12 protein-coding genes are annotated in these 19596 nt (G+C 34.7%); 9 read left to right on the top strand and 3 right to left on the bottom strand.

The features are described from left to right. Positions 1 to 12 precede the first annotated feature (12 nt). Complete coding sequence (locus tag G9Q29_RS08125) at positions 13 to 1851, top strand: endonuclease (protein ID WP_166135458.1); 1839 nt, start codon at positions 13 to 15, stop codon at positions 1849 to 1851. Positions 1852 to 2609: 758 nt separating this feature from the next. Continuing rightward, positions 2610 to 6293 (top strand): phosphoribosylformylglycinamidine synthase, encoded by a 3684-nt coding sequence (gene purL, locus G9Q29_RS08120; RefSeq protein ID WP_166135455.1) that lies wholly within the window; start codon positions 2610 to 2612, stop codon positions 6291 to 6293. An 83-nt stretch (positions 6294 to 6376) separates the two neighbouring features. On the opposite strand, the gene G9Q29_RS08115 is transcribed toward purL, so the two are convergent. Continuing rightward, positions 6377 to 7300, bottom strand: a complete 924-nt coding sequence (locus G9Q29_RS08115) for a LysR family transcriptional regulator (RefSeq protein ID WP_166135452.1) — start codon at positions 7298 to 7300, stop codon at positions 6377 to 6379. Between the two features lie 496 nt (positions 7301 to 7796). On the opposite strand from G9Q29_RS08115, the gene G9Q29_RS08110 reads away from it, so the two are divergent. Next, positions 7797 to 9572, top strand: a complete 1776-nt coding sequence (locus G9Q29_RS08110) for an AMP-dependent synthetase/ligase (RefSeq protein ID WP_166135449.1) — start codon at positions 7797 to 7799, stop codon at positions 9570 to 9572. A 161-nt stretch (positions 9573 to 9733) separates the two neighbouring features. Here G9Q29_RS08110 and G9Q29_RS08105 read toward each other — a convergent pair whose 3' ends face one another. Next, positions 9734 to 10078 carry a winged helix-turn-helix transcriptional regulator gene (locus G9Q29_RS08105; RefSeq protein WP_166135446.1) on the bottom strand — a complete coding sequence of 115 codons (345 nt, stop codon included), beginning with the start codon at positions 10076 to 10078 and terminating at the stop codon, positions 9734 to 9736. Between the two features lie 80 nt (positions 10079 to 10158). On the opposite strand from G9Q29_RS08105, the gene G9Q29_RS08100 reads away from it, so the two are divergent. From G9Q29_RS08100 to G9Q29_RS08075, 6 genes are all read left to right on the top strand, one after another. Then, entirely contained in the window at positions 10159 to 11238 is a 1080-nt protein-coding gene (locus G9Q29_RS08100; RefSeq protein WP_166135443.1) for an L-dopachrome tautomerase-related protein, read from the top strand. A gap of 68 nt (positions 11239 to 11306) precedes the next feature. Next, positions 11307 to 11906 (top strand): nitroreductase family protein, encoded by a 600-nt coding sequence (locus G9Q29_RS08095; RefSeq protein WP_166135440.1) that lies wholly within the window; start codon positions 11307 to 11309, stop codon positions 11904 to 11906. Between the two features lie 531 nt (positions 11907 to 12437). After that, positions 12438 to 12923: a MarR family winged helix-turn-helix transcriptional regulator gene (locus tag G9Q29_RS08090; protein WP_166135437.1), complete on the top strand. Its 486-nt coding sequence runs from the start codon at positions 12438 to 12440 to the stop codon at positions 12921 to 12923. A gap of 76 nt (positions 12924 to 12999) precedes the next feature. Further along, entirely contained in the window at positions 13000 to 15390 is a 2391-nt protein-coding gene (locus G9Q29_RS08085) for a 3-hydroxyacyl-CoA dehydrogenase/enoyl-CoA hydratase family protein (RefSeq protein WP_166135435.1), read from the top strand. A gap of 81 nt (positions 15391 to 15471) precedes the next feature. Next, entirely contained in the window at positions 15472 to 16653 is a 1182-nt protein-coding gene (locus G9Q29_RS08080) for an acetyl-CoA C-acyltransferase (protein ID WP_166135432.1), read from the top strand. Between the two features lie 36 nt (positions 16654 to 16689). Then, positions 16690 to 18495: an acyl-CoA dehydrogenase family protein gene (locus tag G9Q29_RS08075; RefSeq protein WP_166135429.1), complete on the top strand. Its 1806-nt coding sequence runs from the start codon at positions 16690 to 16692 to the stop codon at positions 18493 to 18495. A gap of 90 nt (positions 18496 to 18585) precedes the next feature. On the opposite strand, the gene G9Q29_RS08070 is transcribed toward G9Q29_RS08075, so the two are convergent. Next, positions 18586 to 19506, bottom strand: coding sequence for a YihY/virulence factor BrkB family protein (locus G9Q29_RS08070; RefSeq protein ID WP_166135426.1), 921 nt, complete (start codon positions 19504 to 19506; stop codon positions 18586 to 18588). Positions 19507 to 19596 lie beyond the last annotated feature (90 nt).

Below are 19596 nucleotides of genomic sequence, written 5' to 3'. Positions count from 1 at the left end.
CACAACAACACTATGAAAAAACTTTACATTGCAGTAATGCTACTTGTAATTTTTGTAAGTCAAGCACAAGCGCCTAGCGGTTATTACAGCACGGCAACGGGTTCCGGCTACACGCTCAAAACACAGCTTTACAACATTATTAAGGGTCATACCGATCAGGGTTACTCTGGATTATGGACAACCTATGCTACATCTGACAGAGATCATCAAAATGAGAATGACAACACGATCTTCGATTTATATTCTGAAAATCAAAACGGAACAGATCCGTACAATTATACGTTAACTACAAATCAATGTGGAACGTATGCTGTAGAAGGTGATTGCTACAATAGAGAGCACGTAATTCCACAATCTACATTTAATTCAGCAGCGCCTATGGTTTCTGATGCACATTTTATTCCTCCAACCGATGGAAAAGTAAATGGCTTACGTTCAAGTTTTCCGCACGGTAACGTTGCAACAGCATCAACAACTACACTTAACGGAAGTAAACTTGGTACAAGTGCTGTATCTGGATATACAGGAACAGTATTTGAACCAGCAGCAGCTTTTAAAGGTGATATAGCTCGCATGTATTTTTATTTTGCTACTCGTTATGAAAACACGGTAGCTGGTTATCCATACGCTATGTTCAACGGAACGAGTAATCAAGTATTTACAACTGCTTTTTTAAACCTGCTTCTTTCTTGGCACGCTAATGATCCGGTGAGCGCCAGAGAAATTGAAAGAAATAATGCAATATATGCACGCCAAGGCAATAGAAATCCGTTTATAGACAATCCGTCTTATGTTAACGCCATATGGGGCGGAACTATTGGCGGTGGTACTACAGATACTACTGCTCCTAGCACGCCTACATCGCTAACTTCGACAGCTAAAACTACAACCTCTGTAACACTTGCGTGGAATGCTTCAACTGATAACGTAGGCGTAACTGGTTATAATGTATATGTTAATGGTGTTTTAAGAACTACAGTAACAACACTAAACATGGTGGTTAGTAGCTTAACAGCAGCTACTAGTTACACTTTTACTGTAAGAGCTAGAGACGCAGTAGGAAACTTATCTGCAACCAGTAATGCTTTGACCGTTGTTACCAGTTCAAATAGTACTTCAACTGAATTAATGTTCTCCGAATACATTGAAGGTACATCAAATAACAAAGCTTTAGAAATTGCAAATAAAACAAGTGCAGCTATTAACCTTTCGGCATATAGCATCAAAAGACAAACTAACGGTGCTGGAGCATGGAGTGCTGGTTTAACTTTATCAGGAACAATTAGTAGCGGTGGAAAATATACTATCGTTAATAGTCTAATGGCTTCTAGTTGTTATCCTACTGGTTCAGCAAACTTGTCTACATCCGCAACCGAAATGACTTTCAACGGAAATGATGCCGTAGGCTTATTTAAAAACGGAGTTCTTATTGATATCATTGGAACTTTTAATGGTGGATCTGCTAATTTTTCAATTGACGAAACCATTCGTAGAAAAGCGACAGTAACGGCACCTTCAACTACTTTCAACAAAGCTACTCAATGGGATGTATTTGCTTTAGACAGTTGCTCAAACCTTGGAAGTCGAACAACCAGTACCAAAAAAACAGCAAATTCAAACATAGCAGAACCACTTGTTATATATCCAAATCCATCGCGCGGAACTTTTTACATTAATAATGCTGAAAAACCTTATAATGTAGAGATTTATTCTATCCTAGGTCAAAAAATATACAGCGCTCAGAACAGAACTCAATCTGAAATTGCAATACCAAATATTTCAAAGGGCACTTACTTGATCAGAATTGAAATCGGAACCGAAAACTTCGCACAAAAAATTGTTATAGATTAGATTAAAAAGCGGCAAAATTGCCGCTTTTTTTATGCAAGTCTTTCATCATTGTTCACTTGATAGTATTGTCTTTTAATCGTAATCTGATTTAATTTTGAATTGCTTTTAAATCAATACAAAGATGGTAAATAGTAAAAAATAAAGATTATTTTTTTCAATTGAAATCAGAAAATTAAATCAATTATTTATTCAAACTAAATGCAATTTGAGCATTCGTGATAATTTAAAAATCATTTGACCTATTGAAGATTTTGTAAATAAGAAAAATAATACTATTTTGCTTCCAAATTGTATTTGTTATCGGAACTTTAATCTTTAATCAAAACATTATGAATTTAACCCTTTCAGAAAGCTCTATTATCTTAATAATTATTGTCATTTTTTTATTGTATCTTGTTTTGACTATTAAGATTTTAAGAAGCTCTGTGAATTTACAAGAAAAAACACTACTGCTTATTTTCCTTTGGTGCGTTCCTATTATTGGACTACTTTCTTTTTTTCTTTTAAAAAAACAAAAAGTAACCAACTGATAATTTTAATAAAATTTGCCCAAAAAGATTAGTACTATTTTAGCTATGACATCACAGAATATTGTTTTATGATTTGAATTAAAATTTACTACTTCAAGTCTTTAATTAGTACTACTTAATTGCAATCGAATTTCAACAAAAAAAGCGGCAAAATTGCCGCTTTTTTTATGCAGGTAATTTAATCTTAATTACCTAAATTTGCATCGCAATACAACAAACTACACAACAATGATTCATTTCTTTGAAAACCAAAGTAAAACCGTTTTTGCAGTACAAACGCAAAACGAAATCTCGGCTCAAGACATTTCAAAACTCAATTGGCTTTTTGCCGATGCACATATCCTAGAAAAATCCGTACTTACGGATTTTTTTGTTGGACCACGTGCCGCTATGGTTACGCCATGGAGTACCAATGCCGTTGAAATTACCCAAAATATGGGAATTACAGGAATTGTTAGAATTGAAGAATTTGAGAAAATAGATTCAGATTTTACTGATTTCGATCCGATGTTACTTCAAAAATATGCTGAATTACATCAAGATATATTTACAGTAAATATTGAACCGGAAGCTATTTTAGAAATTGAAGATATCGATGCCTATAACCAACAAGAGGGTCTAGCTTTAAGTTTAGAAGAAGTAGAATATCTAGATAATTTAGCTACTAAACTAGGAAGAAAACTAACAGATTCTGAAATTTTTGCTTTCTCACAAGCCAATTCAGAACACTGTCGCCATAAAATATTCAATGGAACTTTTGTGGTGGATGGAGAAGAAAAACCAACTTCTTTATTCAAATTAATCAAAAAAACATCTCAAGAAAACCCTAACGATATCGTTTCAGCTTACAAAGATAATGTGGCTTTTGTAAAAGGTCCAAAAGTGACTCAATTCGCACCAAAAAGTGCAGACAAACCTGATTTTTACGAAGAAAAAGAATTTGAATCGGTTCTTTCTTTAAAAGCAGAAACACATAATTTCCCGACAACAGTTGAGCCTTTTAACGGAGCGGCAACAGGTTCTGGAGGAGAAATTCGTGACCGATTGGCTGGTGGACAAGGTTCATTACCATTAGCTGGAACGGCAGTTTATATGACTTCTTATTCGAGATTAACTAACAATCGCAAGCACGAAGAAGCAATGGCAGAACGTCCTTGGTTGTATCAAACACCAATGGATATCCTGATAAAAGCCTCAAATGGAGCATCGGATTTCGGAAATAAATTCGGTCAACCGTTAATTACAGGTTCGGTTTTAACTTTCGAACATGAAGAAAACACTTCGACAGGCTCAGTGCAAGCTCGTAAATTAGGATACGATAAAGTAATCATGCAAGCGGGTGGAATTGGTTACGGAAAATTAGATCAAGCCATAAAAAAGAAACCACAAGAAGGCGATAAAATTGTCATTCTTGGTGGAGAAAATTATAGAATTGGAATGGGTGGCGCTGCGGTTTCCTCAGCAGATACAGGAGCTTTTGGTTCAGGAATTGAATTAAACGCCATTCAACGTTCTAATCCAGAAATGCAAAAACGTGCCGCTAATGCCATTCGTGGTTTGGTAGAAAGCGATCACAATCCGATTGTCTCTATTCATGATCATGGTGCGGGTGGACATTTAAATTGTTTGTCTGAATTAGTAGAAGAAACCGGTGGATTAATCGATTTAGATAAATTACCGGTTGGCGATCCAACACTTTCTGCTAAAGAAATCATCGGAAACGAATCGCAAGAAAGAATGGGCTTAGTCATTGGTGAAAAAGACATTGATATTTTACAAAGAATAGCAGATAGAGAACGTTCACCTATGTATCAAGTAGGTGATGTTACCAACGATCATAGATTTACATTCGAATCGAAAACTACAGGTTTAAAACCTATGGATTACGCTTTGGAAGACTTCTTCGGTAGTTCCCCAAAAACTATCATGACAGACCAAACAATTGCTAGAAATTATAGTAATTCTGAATATAACTCAAACGAAATTCCAACCTATTTAGAACAAGTTTTACAACTTGAAGCTGTGGCTTGTAAAGATTGGTTAACAAATAAAGTTGACCGTTGTGTAGGTGGAAAAGTGGCCAAACAACAATGCACTGGACCTTTACAATTACCTTTAAATAATGTCGGCGTAATGGCTTTAGATTTTAAAGGAAAAGAAGGAATTGCCACTTCAATTGGCCACGCTCCTATTTCATCCTTAATTGATCCGGTTGCTGGAACAAGAAATGCTATTGCAGAATCGCTTTCTAACTTAGTTTGGGCACCATTAAAAGATGGTTTAGATTCAGTTTCATTATCCGCAAACTGGATGTGGGCTTGTAAAAATGAAGGTGAAGATGCGCGTTTATATGAAGCTGTTCAAAGTTGTTCAGATTTCGCTATCGAATTAGGCATCAACATTCCAACTGGAAAAGATTCGCTTTCGATGAAGCAAAAATATCCGAATGATGAGGTAATTGCACCAGGAACAGTGATCATTTCAGCAGCTGGAAATTGTTCCAATATTACAAAAGCTGTAGAACCTGTTTTGAAACGAAATGGTGGAAATATTTACTACTTAAACTTATCGCAAGATTCGTTTAAATTAGGAGGTTCTTCATTCAATCAAACTCAAAATAAAGTGGGTAATGAAACACCAACTATCAAAAATGCTGCCTTCTTTAAAACAGCATTCAATACGTTACAAGATTTAATTAAAGATAGAAAAATCAAAGCCGGACACGATATTGGAAGCGGTGGATTAATCACAACTTTATTAGAAATGTGTTTTGCAGATGTGAATTTAGGTGCGAATTTCGACTTAACTGCTATCAATGAAATCGATTCTACTAAATTACTGTTTTCAGAAAATATTGCGGTTGTTTTCCAAGCTGATGCGGAAGTTGAAGCGATTTTTGAAGCTAACGGAATTGAAATTTTCAATATTGGAACGGTTACGAATGCGGATACCATTTCTATTGTAAATCATGAAGATACATTTGAATTTTCTTCAAAAAAATACAGAGAAATTTGGTTTGAAACATCTTTCTTATTAGATCAGAAACAAACTAAAAATGGTAAATCTTTGGAGCGTTTTGAAAATTTCGCAAATCAACCTTTATCGTTTACTTTTCCATCTCATTTTGATGGAAAATTACCAGTAGTTTCCCATACGAACAGACCAAAAGCAGCAATTATTCGTGAAAAAGGAAGTAATTCAGAGCGTGAAATGGCGAACGCTATGTATTTGGCTGGTTTTGATGTAAAAGACGTTCACATGACCGATTTAATTTCGGGAAGAGAAACGTTAGAAGACATTCAATTTATTGGAGCCGTTGGTGGATTCTCTAATTCAGATGTTTTAGGTTCGGCAAAAGGTTGGGCAGGTGCCTTTTTATACAACGAAAAAGCGAATACTGCTTTGAAAAACTTCTTCAAAAGAGAAGACACACTTTCTGTCGGAATTTGTAATGGTTGTCAGTTAATGATGGAATTAGAATTGATTACTCCGGAACATGAAGTGCATGGAAAAATGAAACATAACGATTCACACAAACATGAAAGCGGATTTACATCTGTAAAAATTCAGAAAAATAATTCGGTTATGCTTTCTAGTTTAGAAGGTGCAACTTTAGGGGTTTGGATTTCACATGGTGAAGGAAAATTCAACTTACCAATGGCGGAAGAAAACTATAGTATTGTAGCTAAATATGGGTACGAAGGTTATCCTGCCAATCCAAATGGATCAGACTACAACACTGCCATGATGTGCGACACAACAGGAAGACATTTAGTAATGATGCCACACATAGAACGTTCTACTTTCCCTTGGAACTGGGCTAATTATCCAGACAGAGATCAAAAAGACGAAGTTTCCCCTTGGTTAGAAGCCTTCGTAAATGCCCGAAAATGGGTAGGAAATAAAAAATAATATTAAAAATCAGCTTTTAAAAAAGCTGATTTTTTTTTTGAAAACAAAAGTCGACATTGTATTTCGGAACAAAATTTATAAACTTAAAAATCTTCAGACCAACTGAACTTTTTGGATACAATATTATCGCGTTCTTTTCTCATATAATTTAAAAATGAAGTGGCAACAGGTGAATGTTTTTTCCCTTTAGGCCAAATTAAACTCCAAGTTGTAGTAACTGGCAGCCCTGCATAAGGTATTATCTGTAGTTCATGGTTCAGCAATTCATTTTTGATACCTATCAATGGCATAATAGAGCAACCTATACCAGCAATAACAGCTTGTTTCACAGCTTCGTTTGAGGTAAGCTCCATTTTTTTGGGAATAAAAATACCGTTACTCTGAATAAATTCCTCCATAACTTGTCGCGTACCAGAACCTTTTTCACGAAAAATAAGAGGCATATCGTTAAATATAGAAGAGGAATCTGCGCCGCGTTTTAATTTTAAATTAGAATTAGCCACCAAATACAATCTATTTTGCATTAAATCTAACTGATCCACATTCAAACCACTTGGCAATACAGAAACTAATGCAAAATCTACCTCATTATTTTCTAAACTACTCAGGACTCTGCTTTTATTTGTAACATCCATTTGCAAATCAATTCCAACATTTTTTTTAACAAAATCAGCTAAAAAATAAGGCATTACATATTTACCAGTTGACACAATAGTTACTTTTAACCTACCACTTAATTGACCCTTATAAGCTCTTGTTTTATAGTTAATAGTCTCGACTTGTTGAATAATCGTTTGAGCAACTTGTGCAATTTCTTGACCAAAATCAGTAACATATAATTTTCTGCCTACAATTTCAGTCAAAGGCACATCAAATTGATCCTGAAAATTTCGGAGCTGAATTGATACCGCCGGTTGTGTTAAATGCAATTCTTCTGCTGCTTTGGTGATACTTTGTGTTTTGACCACTTTTAAAAATATCTGTAATTGATGCAATGTGTAATTCATAAAATATTCTTATGATTATTATTAAAAATATAAATACAAATTAATAAAAAATAATTCTTATTTTTAACAAAGTAATGAATTAAACATTCATATTATTAAAAAAATACAAACAATAATATTGATTTTTATGTAAAATACTACACATATCGGAATTACTACCTTTTTTAAGGTCAAATTAGTGCTCTCTTGCGCATCATTTTCTACTATTTTGAATTAGTAACCAAATTTTAGAACAATACCACCACGGAGGCACTATTACATCGCTTAGTTGAAACCAAATTTGACTAAGCGAAGTAATTCCATTTTTAAAATCATATTTAGCGCACCTCTTCATTCTCAAATTAGATCTTTCAAAAAAAACAATTTGATAAAACTACTCAGTATAACTATACTTTGTTTATGGTTTATTTGGCGGTAAAATCAATATATAATTACATATTTTAAAATTTTATAACTATTTTTATTTTAATTTGCATAAAAATCCAATATCCCAATAATGATAAATATCACACGCCTCTTTGATTTTCCGTATTATCAGCAGGAAAAATACAATTCTATCCCAGATGCCTTAGTAAGCAAGCAAGATGGTACCTGGATTAAAACTTCAACACAAGAATACATTGCCAAAGCAAACGCCATTTCCCGAGGACTTTTGCGTCTTGGGGTACAGAAAAACGATAAAATTGCACTGATTTCATCCAACAATCGCACAGAATGGAATATTATGGATATTGGTGTCCTACAAACAGGAGCGCAAACCGTACCCATTTATCCTACTATTTCTGAGGATGATTACGAGTATATTTTAAACCATTCTGGTGTTATATATTGTTTTGTTTCAGATCTAGAGGTGTTACGAAAAGTAAATTTAATTAAACACAAAGTTCCTTTGTTAAAAGAAGTTTACTCCTTTAATACTATTGAAGGTAGTGCACATTGGACGGCAGTACTTGATTTAGGTTCCGATACTGGTAATCAAAACGAAGTAGAGGAAAGAAAAAACAATGTGACTACCGAGGAATTAGCTACAATAATATATACCTCAGGAACTACAGGAAAACCAAAAGGTGTAATGTTATCGCATCAAAATATTGTTTCAAATGTTTTAGATAGCGCACCTCGTATCCCTTTCGAAGCAGGTAAAAGTAGGGCTTTGAGTTTTTTACCAATCTGTCACATTTTCGAACGAATGATTTTGTATCTCTATCAATATTATGGAGTGTCTATTTATTTTGGAGAATCTATCGAAAAAATTAGTGATAATATTAAAGAGGTACAACCTACTGTAATAACTGCTGTACCTAGATTACTCGAAAAAGTATATGATAAAATTTATGCTAAAGGAACTGAGTTAACTGGAATCAAGAAAAAACTATTTTTCTGGGCTATTGATTTAGGTTTAGAATACCAACCTTACGGTAAAAACGGCATTTGGTACGAATTACAACTTGGAATTGCAAGAAAACTAATTTTCAGTAAATGGAAAGAAGGCCTTGGCGGAAAACTCGATTTGATGGTTTCTGGTAGTGCTGCATTACAACCACGCCTAGCCAGAATATTTGCGGCAGCACAAATTCCTGTTATGGAAGGTTATGGTTTAACCGAAACGTCTCCTGTAATCTCAGTAAACGATATTCGAAACAAAGGTTTTCGTGTAGGTACCGTAGGAAAACCAATTGTGAACCTTTCTGTTAAAATAGCTGAGGATGGTGAAATACTATGTAAAGGTAAAAATGTAATGATGGGCTATTACAAAGACGAAACATTGACCAACGAGGTAATTATTGATGGTTATTTTCATACTGGTGATATAGGTGAATTTGACTCCGATGGGTTTTTAAAAATTACCGATAGAAAAAAAGAAATGTTTAAAACTTCAGGAGGAAAATACATTGCACCACAATCTATCGAAAATACCATGAAGCAATCTCGCTTTATAGAGCAAATTATGGTAATTGGTGATGGCCAAAAAATGCCTGGTGCTTTCATTCAACCAAGTTTTGACTTTTTACGCGAATGGGCAAATATACACAAAATCGATATTGGTAAAACCAACAAAGAGATTAGTACAAATGCACAAGTAATTGAGCGCATTCAAGAAGAAGTAGACTCTTTGAATGAGAAATTTGGAAATTGGGAAAAAATCAAACGCTTTGAATTGACCTCAGATGTGTGGTCTATTGAAGGTGGAGAGCTTACGCCAACTCTAAAATTAAAACGTAAAATTTTGCTACAAAAATATGCTGACTTGTTTGATAAAATTTACAGCTAATTACCAATTAAAGAAAAGAGAAAGATGTATAATTTACAAATGATAAATTGCTTTCCTCAATAAAGTTTAATATCTAATCGAGATATAGTTTCGCACTTAAAAATAAATTAAATCCATGAGCAAGCCGCCTCAGAAAAATCTTTGGCGGCTTACTCTTTTAATTAAAGTATCTGAATTTGATTGTTATTCCGCGCGGCATCTTCACCCCAATTTGCAATAGCGGTAAGTAAAGGAATTAATGTTCTACCAAAATCTGTCAATTCATACTCTACTTTTAGAGGTGGTTTGGCAGTATGAACAGTTCGAATTACTAAACCATCGGCTTCTAATTCCTTTAATTGAAGACTGATTGTTCGCTCCGTAACCATTGAAAGTTCTTTTCGGAGTTCATTATACCTTTTTTTTTCAATTAAGTGAATAAGAATTACAGCCTTCCATTTGCCACCTATATATTTCATTGTCAAGCTTGTGCTACAAGGAAATTCTTTATTATCTATACAATACATCTACTACTATACATTTTATCCGTTATTGCAAAGTTAAACAACTATACCTAATTTTGTAACTATAAAGAATATAGTATAAAATGAAGAAAACCAGTTTAATTCCGTTTCTTGTAGGTGCAATAGCAATATTCACATCCACAACAAATTATGTATACGCACAACAAAAAAAAAATGTTGAAGATCAATTAGAAGTCGTTTTAGAAATGAATATGCGACCAGGTAACGTTGCAGTAAATAATAAAGGCTTGATTTTCTCAACGATTCACCCCTTTGGGAATCACTCAATGCAGTTAATTGTTGTAAAAGATAAAACAACGTATGAAGCATTCCCAAACCAAAGTTGGCAACGCAAAGATGGACAAGCTCCTACTGAAAAAACCTTTGATACACCCTTAGGAATTACAACTGATGTTAATGGCAATATTTGGGTAATTGACATGGGAGTAAATTTTGGTAAAACCAGATTATTTGCTTTTGATCCAGTTACAAAAGAAAACATTTTGACATTTACTTTTCCTACTACAATTGCACCTCCCAATTCATTTGTTCAAGATTTGGTAGTCGATATTAAAAATGGCTTTGTATACCTTGCAGATATTGCAAATCCTGGTTTAATAGTTTTAAACTTAAATACCAAAGAAGCAAAACGTTTGCAACAACATCCCTCTTTTTTAAGTGAGGACGTAAACACCGTCATTGACTCTGAATTCATTTATTTTGGTGGCAAACCATCTCGAGTAGCAGTTGACCCAATTTCAATATCTGAGGATAAAGAAACAATATTTTACGGAGCTATGAATGGAAAAACTTGGTACAGCATTTCTGCTAAAGCAATTAGAGCTAATAAAAGTGACAAAGAAATTTTGGCTACGGTAAAAAAAATAGGCAAAAAACCTATTTCCGATGGAGCAACAACCAGCAGAAATGGCGATCATTATTTTACAAATTTAAACGATAAGGGTATTGATAAATGGAATACTAAAACCAAAAAACTACAAATGTTGATTCGCGACAATAGGTTACTATGGCCAGACAACGTTAGTATCCAAGGACAATATCTTTACATTGCTGTTAATCAATTACACAAAACAGTAGCTTTTACTGGCACAACCGATTTAGGAAAAGCGCCATATTACATATACAAGTTCAAAATAGAATAAGTCAGTTTTAAAAAAAGGACACTAAAATGAATCTTCTTCATTAGTAAAAAAAATAAAACATAATAAAAATGGAATTTACATCTTTAGCAAAAAATAGATATACAACTAAAAAGTATAACGCAGCACAAAAAATATCTGATAGTAAAATAGAACAATTACAAGAAATTCTGCGATTGAGTCCTTCCTCTATCAATAGTCAGCCTTGGAAATTTGTTTTTATATCCAACGAAGAAATCAAAAGTCAACTGGCGAAAGTCTCCTTCTTTAATGAGCAAAAAATTAAAGAGGCAAGTCACTTGATAGTTTTTTGTGCCATCGATACTATTTCAAAATTTGAAAATCAAATCAACACTAACCTTCCAGAAGGAGCAATTGGCTATTACAATCAGTTCATAAAACCATTACCTGAGGACGCTATAAAATCATGGTTTCACAATCAAGTATATCTCTCTCTAGGCTTTTTCTTGAGTGCATGTGCTAGTATGTCTATTGATTCTACGCCCATGGAAGGAATAAATAGTAAGGAATACAACGCTATTTTAAAATTAAAGGACTACTCTGCTGTATTTGCAGTTGCTATAGGACTCAGAGATGAAAATGACTCCAACCAACCAGACCGCAAACCTAAAAGTAGATTAGAAATTGTAGATGTTATCGAGGCTATTTAGTTCGTTCGAAATAAAAAATTCAGCTCAAGTGATATGATACTTTGCAAAAGCTGTTTAATCCAATGAACTAGCAATATAAACCACAAGTAAATCCTTTTCTTGTAAAAGAATTGCTCGCTTACTATGTGCTTGCAAATCGAAACTACTAGTTAATTGTGATGGAAATCAAAAAAAACTTTGACTTAATTTGTGGTAAGTCATCATGAACACTGCTAAAAGGCACTTATGTTTTTTCATAGGTGCTTTTTATTTTTACATTATTTTTAAAAATTTAAACGTCTACTAAGTAATTAATTCCGGCATGAGGGATAGCAGTGATATCCTTTTATATCGTGACTTATTTCAAGTCACGATATAAAAGATAAAACGAATAGCCCGACCCAAAGGGACATGCCCTAAGACGAAAAATAGTTACTTGACTGATTTACAACTACAATTTTGTAAGTGCAAAATTATTTTTGAAAAAAAAATCAAATATATTATGCGTGCATAGTATTATTTTTATTATATTTGAAATCGATATAGTTACACATGAAAGAAAAAACGATAGATTATATTTTACGTGCCACTTGGCAAGCCGTTGCAAGAATGTACAACGAAGAGGCTTCGAAGTACGATGCTAGTATGGCAACAGGTTTTGCTTTGTTGAGTATAGATAAGGAAGGTGGCACACCCTCTACTTCTTTGGGACCAAAAATGGGAATGGAAGCCACTAGCTTAACCAGAACATTAAAATCTATGGAAGAGAAAGGACTAATCATTAGGAAAAAAAATCCAGAGGATGGCCGTGGTGTATTAATTTATTTGACTCCTTTTGGAAAAGAAAAAAGAGATTTATCAAAAAATACTGTTCTGAAATTTAATGAAGCTGTAAAAGCGCATGTTTCAGACGAAAAATTACAGCATTTTATAGAAGTAGCTGAGATTATCAATGAACTGATTGTCGACAAAAATATTTTCACAACAATTGAACATTCAGAAGCTAAGGGTGAATTGGTAAACCAAACACAATCATAAACAACATTAATAGGGTTTGTAGGAAATTCAGAAAAAACTGCAATAGACTACAGCTCAGAAACAAATTAAAATAAGTATGAAACGCACCATTAAAAAAGTTGCAGTAATTGGGTCTGGAATCATGGGTTCTGGAATTGCTTGCCATTTTGCTAACATCGGAGTTGAAGTTTTACTCTTGGATATCGTGCCGAGAGAATTAACGGAGGCCGAAGCAAAAAAAGGCTTGACATTAGAGAGTAAAATTGTTAGAAATCGTTTGGTAAATGATAGTCTAGCCAATTCGTTAAAATCGAAACCATCCCCTATTTACAGTCAAAAATTTGCAAGCCGCATTACAACTGGAAATACGACTGATGACATGGCAAAAATTGCTGGTGTTGATTGGATTATTGAAGTAGTTGTGGAGCGATTGGATGTTAAAAAACTTGTTTTTGAGCAAATTGAAAAATTCAGAAAACCAGGTACATTGGTTACTTCAAACACATCTGGTATTCCGATTCATTTTATGAGTGAAGGTCGTAGTGAAGATTTCCAGAAACATTTTTGTGGAACTCACTTTTTCAACCCTGCGCGTTACTTAAAATTATTCGAAATTATTCCAGGGCCTCACACTTCAACTGAAGTTCTTGACTTCTTAACTATTTATGGAGAGAAATTTTTAGGAAAAACGTCGGTTCTTGCTAAAGATACACCAGCATTTATTGGAAATAGAATTGGTATTTACGGCATCCAAAGTTTATTCCACCTAGTTCAGGAAATGGGATTAACCATTGAAGAAGTTGATAAATTGACTGGACCAGTTATTGGTCGACCAAAATCAGCAACTTTTAGAACTGTTGATGTTGTTGGCTTGGATACTCTGGTACACGTTGCCAACGGTATTTATGAAAACTGCCCAACCGATGAGCAACATGATTTGTTTAAACTGCCGACATTTGTAAGCAAAATGATGGAAAACAAATGGCTAGGTAGTAAAACTGGTCAAGGTTTTTACAAAAAAGAAGGAAAAGAAATCCTTACACTTGATTTAGATACTTTAACCTACAGAGCTGCTAAAAAAGCATCATTTGGAACTTTAGAGTTAACTAAAACTATTGATAAACCAATCAACCGTTTTAAAGTTTTAGTAAAAGGAAAAGACAAAGCTGGGGAATTTTATAGAAAGAGTTTTGCAGGTTTATTTGCTTACGTTTCAAACCGTATTCCTGAAATAGCAGACGAATTGTACAAGATAGACGATGCAATGAAAGCAGGTTTTGGATGGGAAAATGGTCCATTCGAAATTTGGGATGCAATTGGTGTTGCAGATGGAATTGAAATCATGAAAGCGGAAGGTGTAACTCCTGCTGCTTGGGTTGAAGAAATGTTAGCTTCTGGAAGCAACAGTTTTTATACTGTAAAAGAAGGTGCTACTTACTTTTACAACATTCCTACCAAAAATCAGATCAAAGTTCCTGGACAAGATGCATTTATCATTTTGAACAACATTCGCGAAAGCAAAAAAGTTTGGAGCAACAGCGGAGCCATTATTCAAGATTTAGGAGACGGAATTTTAAACCTAGAATTCCAATCAAAAATGAATACTATTGGTGGCGATGTTTTACAAGCTATCAATAAAGGGATTGATTTAGCTGAAAAAGAATATCAAGGTTTGGTTATTGGAAATCAAGCTGCCAATTTCTCAGTTGGAGCAAATATTGGTATGATTTTCATGATGGCTGTAGAGCAAGAGTATGATGAGTTGAATATGGCAATCAAAATGTTCCAAGACACCATGATGCGCGTGCGTTACTCTGGAATTCCAGTTGTAGTTGCTCCTCACGGAATGACGTTTGGTGGTGGTTGCGAAATGAGTTTGCATGCTGACAAAGTTGTTGCTGCGGCAGAGACTTACATGGGACTTGTAGAGTTTGGTGTAGGTGTTATTCCTGGTGGTGGTGGATCAAAAGAATTGACATTACGTGCTGCTGATTTATTTCATAAAAACGACGTGGAGTTGAATGTATTACAAGAGTACTTCTTGACGATTGCTATGGCAAAAGTATCTACTTCTGGTTATGAGGCTTTTGATACAGGATTGTTACAACATGGTAAAGACATCATTGTAGTAAACAAAGATCGTCAGATCGCTGAAGCTAAAAAACACGCATTGTTAATGGCCGAAGCAGGTTACACACAACCTATTCAACGTAAAGACATTAAAGTATTAGGTAAGCAGGCATTAGGAATGTTCTTAGTAGGAACAGATCAGATGCAAGCAGGTAAGTACATCTCTGAACACGATAAAAAAATCGCTAACAAATTAGCTTACGTAATGGCCGGAGGAGATTTATCTGAGCCAACTTTAGTAAGCGAGCAATACTTGTTAGACATTGAGAGAGAAGCCTTTTTATCACTTTGTACAGAGAGAAAAACTTTAGAGCGCATCCAATTTATGCTAACTAAAGGGAAACCGCTACGTAATTAATTTTAACTTAAAAAATTATGACTGATAAATAAAAAATGTAATGCATTGAGAGTTTATCAGTCAAAATTCAAAATAATACTTATGAAAACAGCCTATATCGTAAAAGCATACAGAACTGCAGTTGGTAAAGCACCAAAGGGAGTTTTTAGATTTAAAAGACCTGATGAATTGGCAGCAGAAACCATCGAATTCATGATGAACGAGTTGCCTGATTTTGATAAAACACGCATCGATGACGTAATGGTAGGTAATGCCATGCCGGAAGCTGAACAAGGTTTAAACGTAGCTCGATTAATTTCCTTAATGGGATTAAAAGTAGAGGATGTTCCTGGAGTTACTGTAAATAGATATTGTGCCTCTGGTCTTGAAACAATTGGAATGGCGACTGCTAAAATCCAATCAGGAATGGCACACTGCATTATTGCAGGTGGAGCAGAAAGCATGAGTTTTATTCCAATGGGAGGTTACAAGCCAACTCCTGATTATGCTGTAGCAAAAGCAGGAAACGAAGACTACTACTGGGGAATGGGATTAACTGCCGAAGCTGTAGCACAACAGTTTAAAGTATCTCGTGAAGACCAGGATGAGTTTGCTTACAACTCTCACATGAAAGCATTGCAAGCACAAGCAGACGGAAAATTTGACAAACAAATTGTACCAATTACTGTAGAGCAAACGTATTTAAATGAAAATGGAAAAAAAGAAACCAAATCATACGTTGTAAATAAAGACGAAGGTCCAAGAGCTGGTACATCAAAAGAAGCTTTGGCTGGATTGCGTCCTGTTTTTGAAGCAAATGGTAGTGTTACTGCAGGAAATTCATCACAAATGAGTGATGGAGCTGCTTTTGTTTTGATCATGAGCGAAGAAATGGTGAAAGAATTGAACATTACACCAATTGCACGATTAGTAAATTTTGCATCAGCTGGCGTAGAGCCAAGAATTATGGGTATTGGACCAGTAAAAGCAATTCCAAAAGTTTTAAAACAAGCAGGTTTAACAATTAATGATATTGATTTAATTGAGCTTAATGAAGCTTTTGCATCTCAAGCATTAGCTGTAACTCGTGAACTTGATTTGAACCCAGAAATTATTAACGTGAATGGTGGAGCAATTGCATTAGGTCATCCTCTAGGATGTACAGGTGCTAAACTTTCTGTTCAATTATTTGACGAAATGCAACGCCGCGGTAGCAAATACGGAATTGTTTCTATGTGCGTAGGAACTGGTCAAGGTTCTGCGGGTGTTTTCGAACTTTTGTAAGCTTAGATTTAAAATAAAACATATAAAAAATAAAAAATGGCAGATACAATAGAAAAAGACGTAACCCGTGGTGGTCAGTTTTTAGTAAAAGAAACAAAATGTGAAGATATTTTCACACCAGAAGATTTCACAGAAGAACAATTAATGATGCGCGACTCTGTAAAGGAGTTTGTAGACAAAGAGTTGTGGGCACACAAAGATCGTTTTGAGAAAAAAGATTATGCGTACACACAAGAAACGATGAAAAAAGCTGGGGATTTAGGATTGCTAGGAGTAGCTGTTCCTGAAGCTTACGGCGGATTAGGAATGGGATTCGTATCCACAATGCTTGTATGTGATTATATTTCAGGAGCAACAGGATCTTTCTCAACTGCATTTGGAGCTCATACCGGAATTGGAACTATGCCAATTACACTTTATGGGTCTGAAGAACAAAAGCAAAAGTATGTACCAAAATTAGCTTCTGGCGAATGGTTTGGTGCTTACTGTTTGACAGAACCAGGCGCTGGATCGGATGCCAATTCTGGAAAAACGAAAGCAGTTTTATCTGAAGACGGTACCCACTACTCTATCACTGGTCAAAAAATGTGGATTTCGAATGCAGGTTTCTGTAGCGTTTTTATCGTGTTCGCAAGAATTGGTGATGACAAAAACATTACTGGTTTTATTGTAGAAAACACTCCAGATAACGGAATTTCAATGGGCGAAGAAGAGCATAAATTAGGAATTCGTGCTTCCTCTACTCGTCAAGTATTCTTCAACGAAACAAAAGTTCCTGTAGAGAACATGTTATCTGAAAGAGGTAACGGTTTCAAGATTGCAATGAATGCACTTAACGTAGGTCGTATCAAATTGGCAGCTGCTTGTTTGGATGCTCAACGTAGAGTAATTACTGGAGCAGTTAAATATGCTAATGAAAGAATCCAATTTAACACTGCAATTTCTCAATTTGGTGCAATTCGTGCGAAATTAGCAGATATGGCAACTAGCTGTTATGCTGGAGAAAGCGCATCGTACCGTGCTGCAAAAGATATTGAAGATCGTATCATTGCGCGTGAGGCTGCAGGAGTTTCGCACCAAGAAGCTGAATTAAAAGGTGTTGAAGAATATGCTATCGAATGTTCTATCTTAAAAGTAGCGGTTTCTGAAGATGTTCAAAATTGTTCAGACGAAGGAATTCAAATTTTTGGAGGAATGGGCTTCTCTGAAGATACACCAATGGAAAGCGCTTGGAGAGATGCACGTATTGCACGTATTTACGAAGGAACCAATGAAATCAACAGAATGCTATCAGTAGGAATGTTGATTAAAAAAGCGATGAAAGGACACGTTGATTTATTAGGTCCAGCTACTAAAGTTGGCGAAGAATTAATGGGTATTCCATCTTTTGATACTCCTGATTACTCTGAATTACTTGCTGAAGAAAAAGAGATGATCGTGAAGTTGAAAAAAGCATTCATGATGGTTGCCGGAAGCGCTGTTCAAAAATTTGGAACTGAATTAGATTCGCACCAACAAATCTTGATGTCTGCATCTGATATGTTGATCGAGATTTACATGGCAGAAAGTACTTTGCTTAGAACTGAAAAATTAGCCAAAAAAGAAGGCGAGGACAAAGTAAAAGAGCAAATTGCAATGGCACAATTGTACTTGTACCAAGCAGTAGATATTGTTACTCAAAAAGGAAAAGAAGCGATTATATCTTTTGCTGAAGGCGATGAACAACGCATGATGCTTATGGGATTACGTCGTTTTACAAAATATACCAATATGCCAAACGTAGTGGCATTGAAAGAAACAATTACGGCAAAATTAGTAGCCGAAAACGAATATTGTTTCTAATAAATTTAGTTTTTAGTTTTTTTTTAACCGCCTTGGATCCTCAAAGAACAAGGCGGTTTTTTTATGTCTTAGTTTTTGAATTAAAGCAACTTACATTCTCTTAGGAACTTCCAAAACTTCAACTTTAATGGCAACCGCATAGGCATTAGGAATTATTTTATTCCCATGAGAATTAGCATAAACTTTAGTAAACTCGGCACCGAAATATAAAATGATAGCAGAGTAATATACCCAAACTAAAATAATAACTACCGATCCAGCAGCACCATAAACAGTGGCTACGGTAGAACTGCCCAAATAAAAACCAATCGCAAACTTACCAATCATAAAAAAAAGTGAGGTAAAACTGGAACCTATCAAAGCATCTTTCCAAACAATTTCGCCATCTGGTAACGTTTTAAAAATCACAGCAAATAAAATTGTAGTGGTACAAAAGAGAAGTAAAATATTAAAAATATAAAAAATGTACACCGTTGTATCTGGAAAATAAACCAACAATCTAGCATTTATGATATCCATAACGGTATTTACCATTAAACTTACCATCAATAAAAAACCCACAGAAGCAATCATAGAAAAAGACATGAGCCTGTTTTTCACAAATTTCACAATGCCTTTATTGGGTTTTGCTCTAAGACCCCAAATTGAATTAATGGAACTTTGAATCTCAGCAAAAACCCCAGATGCTCCTACCAAAAGCATTATTCCTCCAAATGTAGCTGCAAATGCATTACTGTCAGATAATTCGATATTTCTAATCGTTTCTTGAATTTGCAAAGCTGCTTGATTACCAACCATACCATTAATCTGTCCAAAAAACCTACCGTTAACAGCCTCTTCACCAAAGAAAAAACTAAAAACTGACAAAATAATAATCAGTAAAGGCGGCAGCGAAAAAATAGTATAATAGGATAAGGAAGCACTTAATTTTATAGCGTTATCAGTATTAAACTCATCAAATGTTTGTACCAGCATGGTCCAGCCATTTTTTGCAATTTCTTTTTTATTCATAGTTTTACTTTTACTCGATAAACCAACAAGATAATTTTAACTCAGGAAGCAAATTTACGAACTAAAACAATTGCTTTTATTTCAGTTTTT

Source organism: Flavobacterium turcicum (genome assembly GCF_011365745.1).
Lineage (GTDB): Bacteria > Bacteroidota > Bacteroidia > Flavobacteriales > Flavobacteriaceae > Flavobacterium > Flavobacterium turcicum.
Note: the sequence above shows the minus strand (reverse complement) of the source record. Positions and strands in the feature narration are given on the sequence as shown.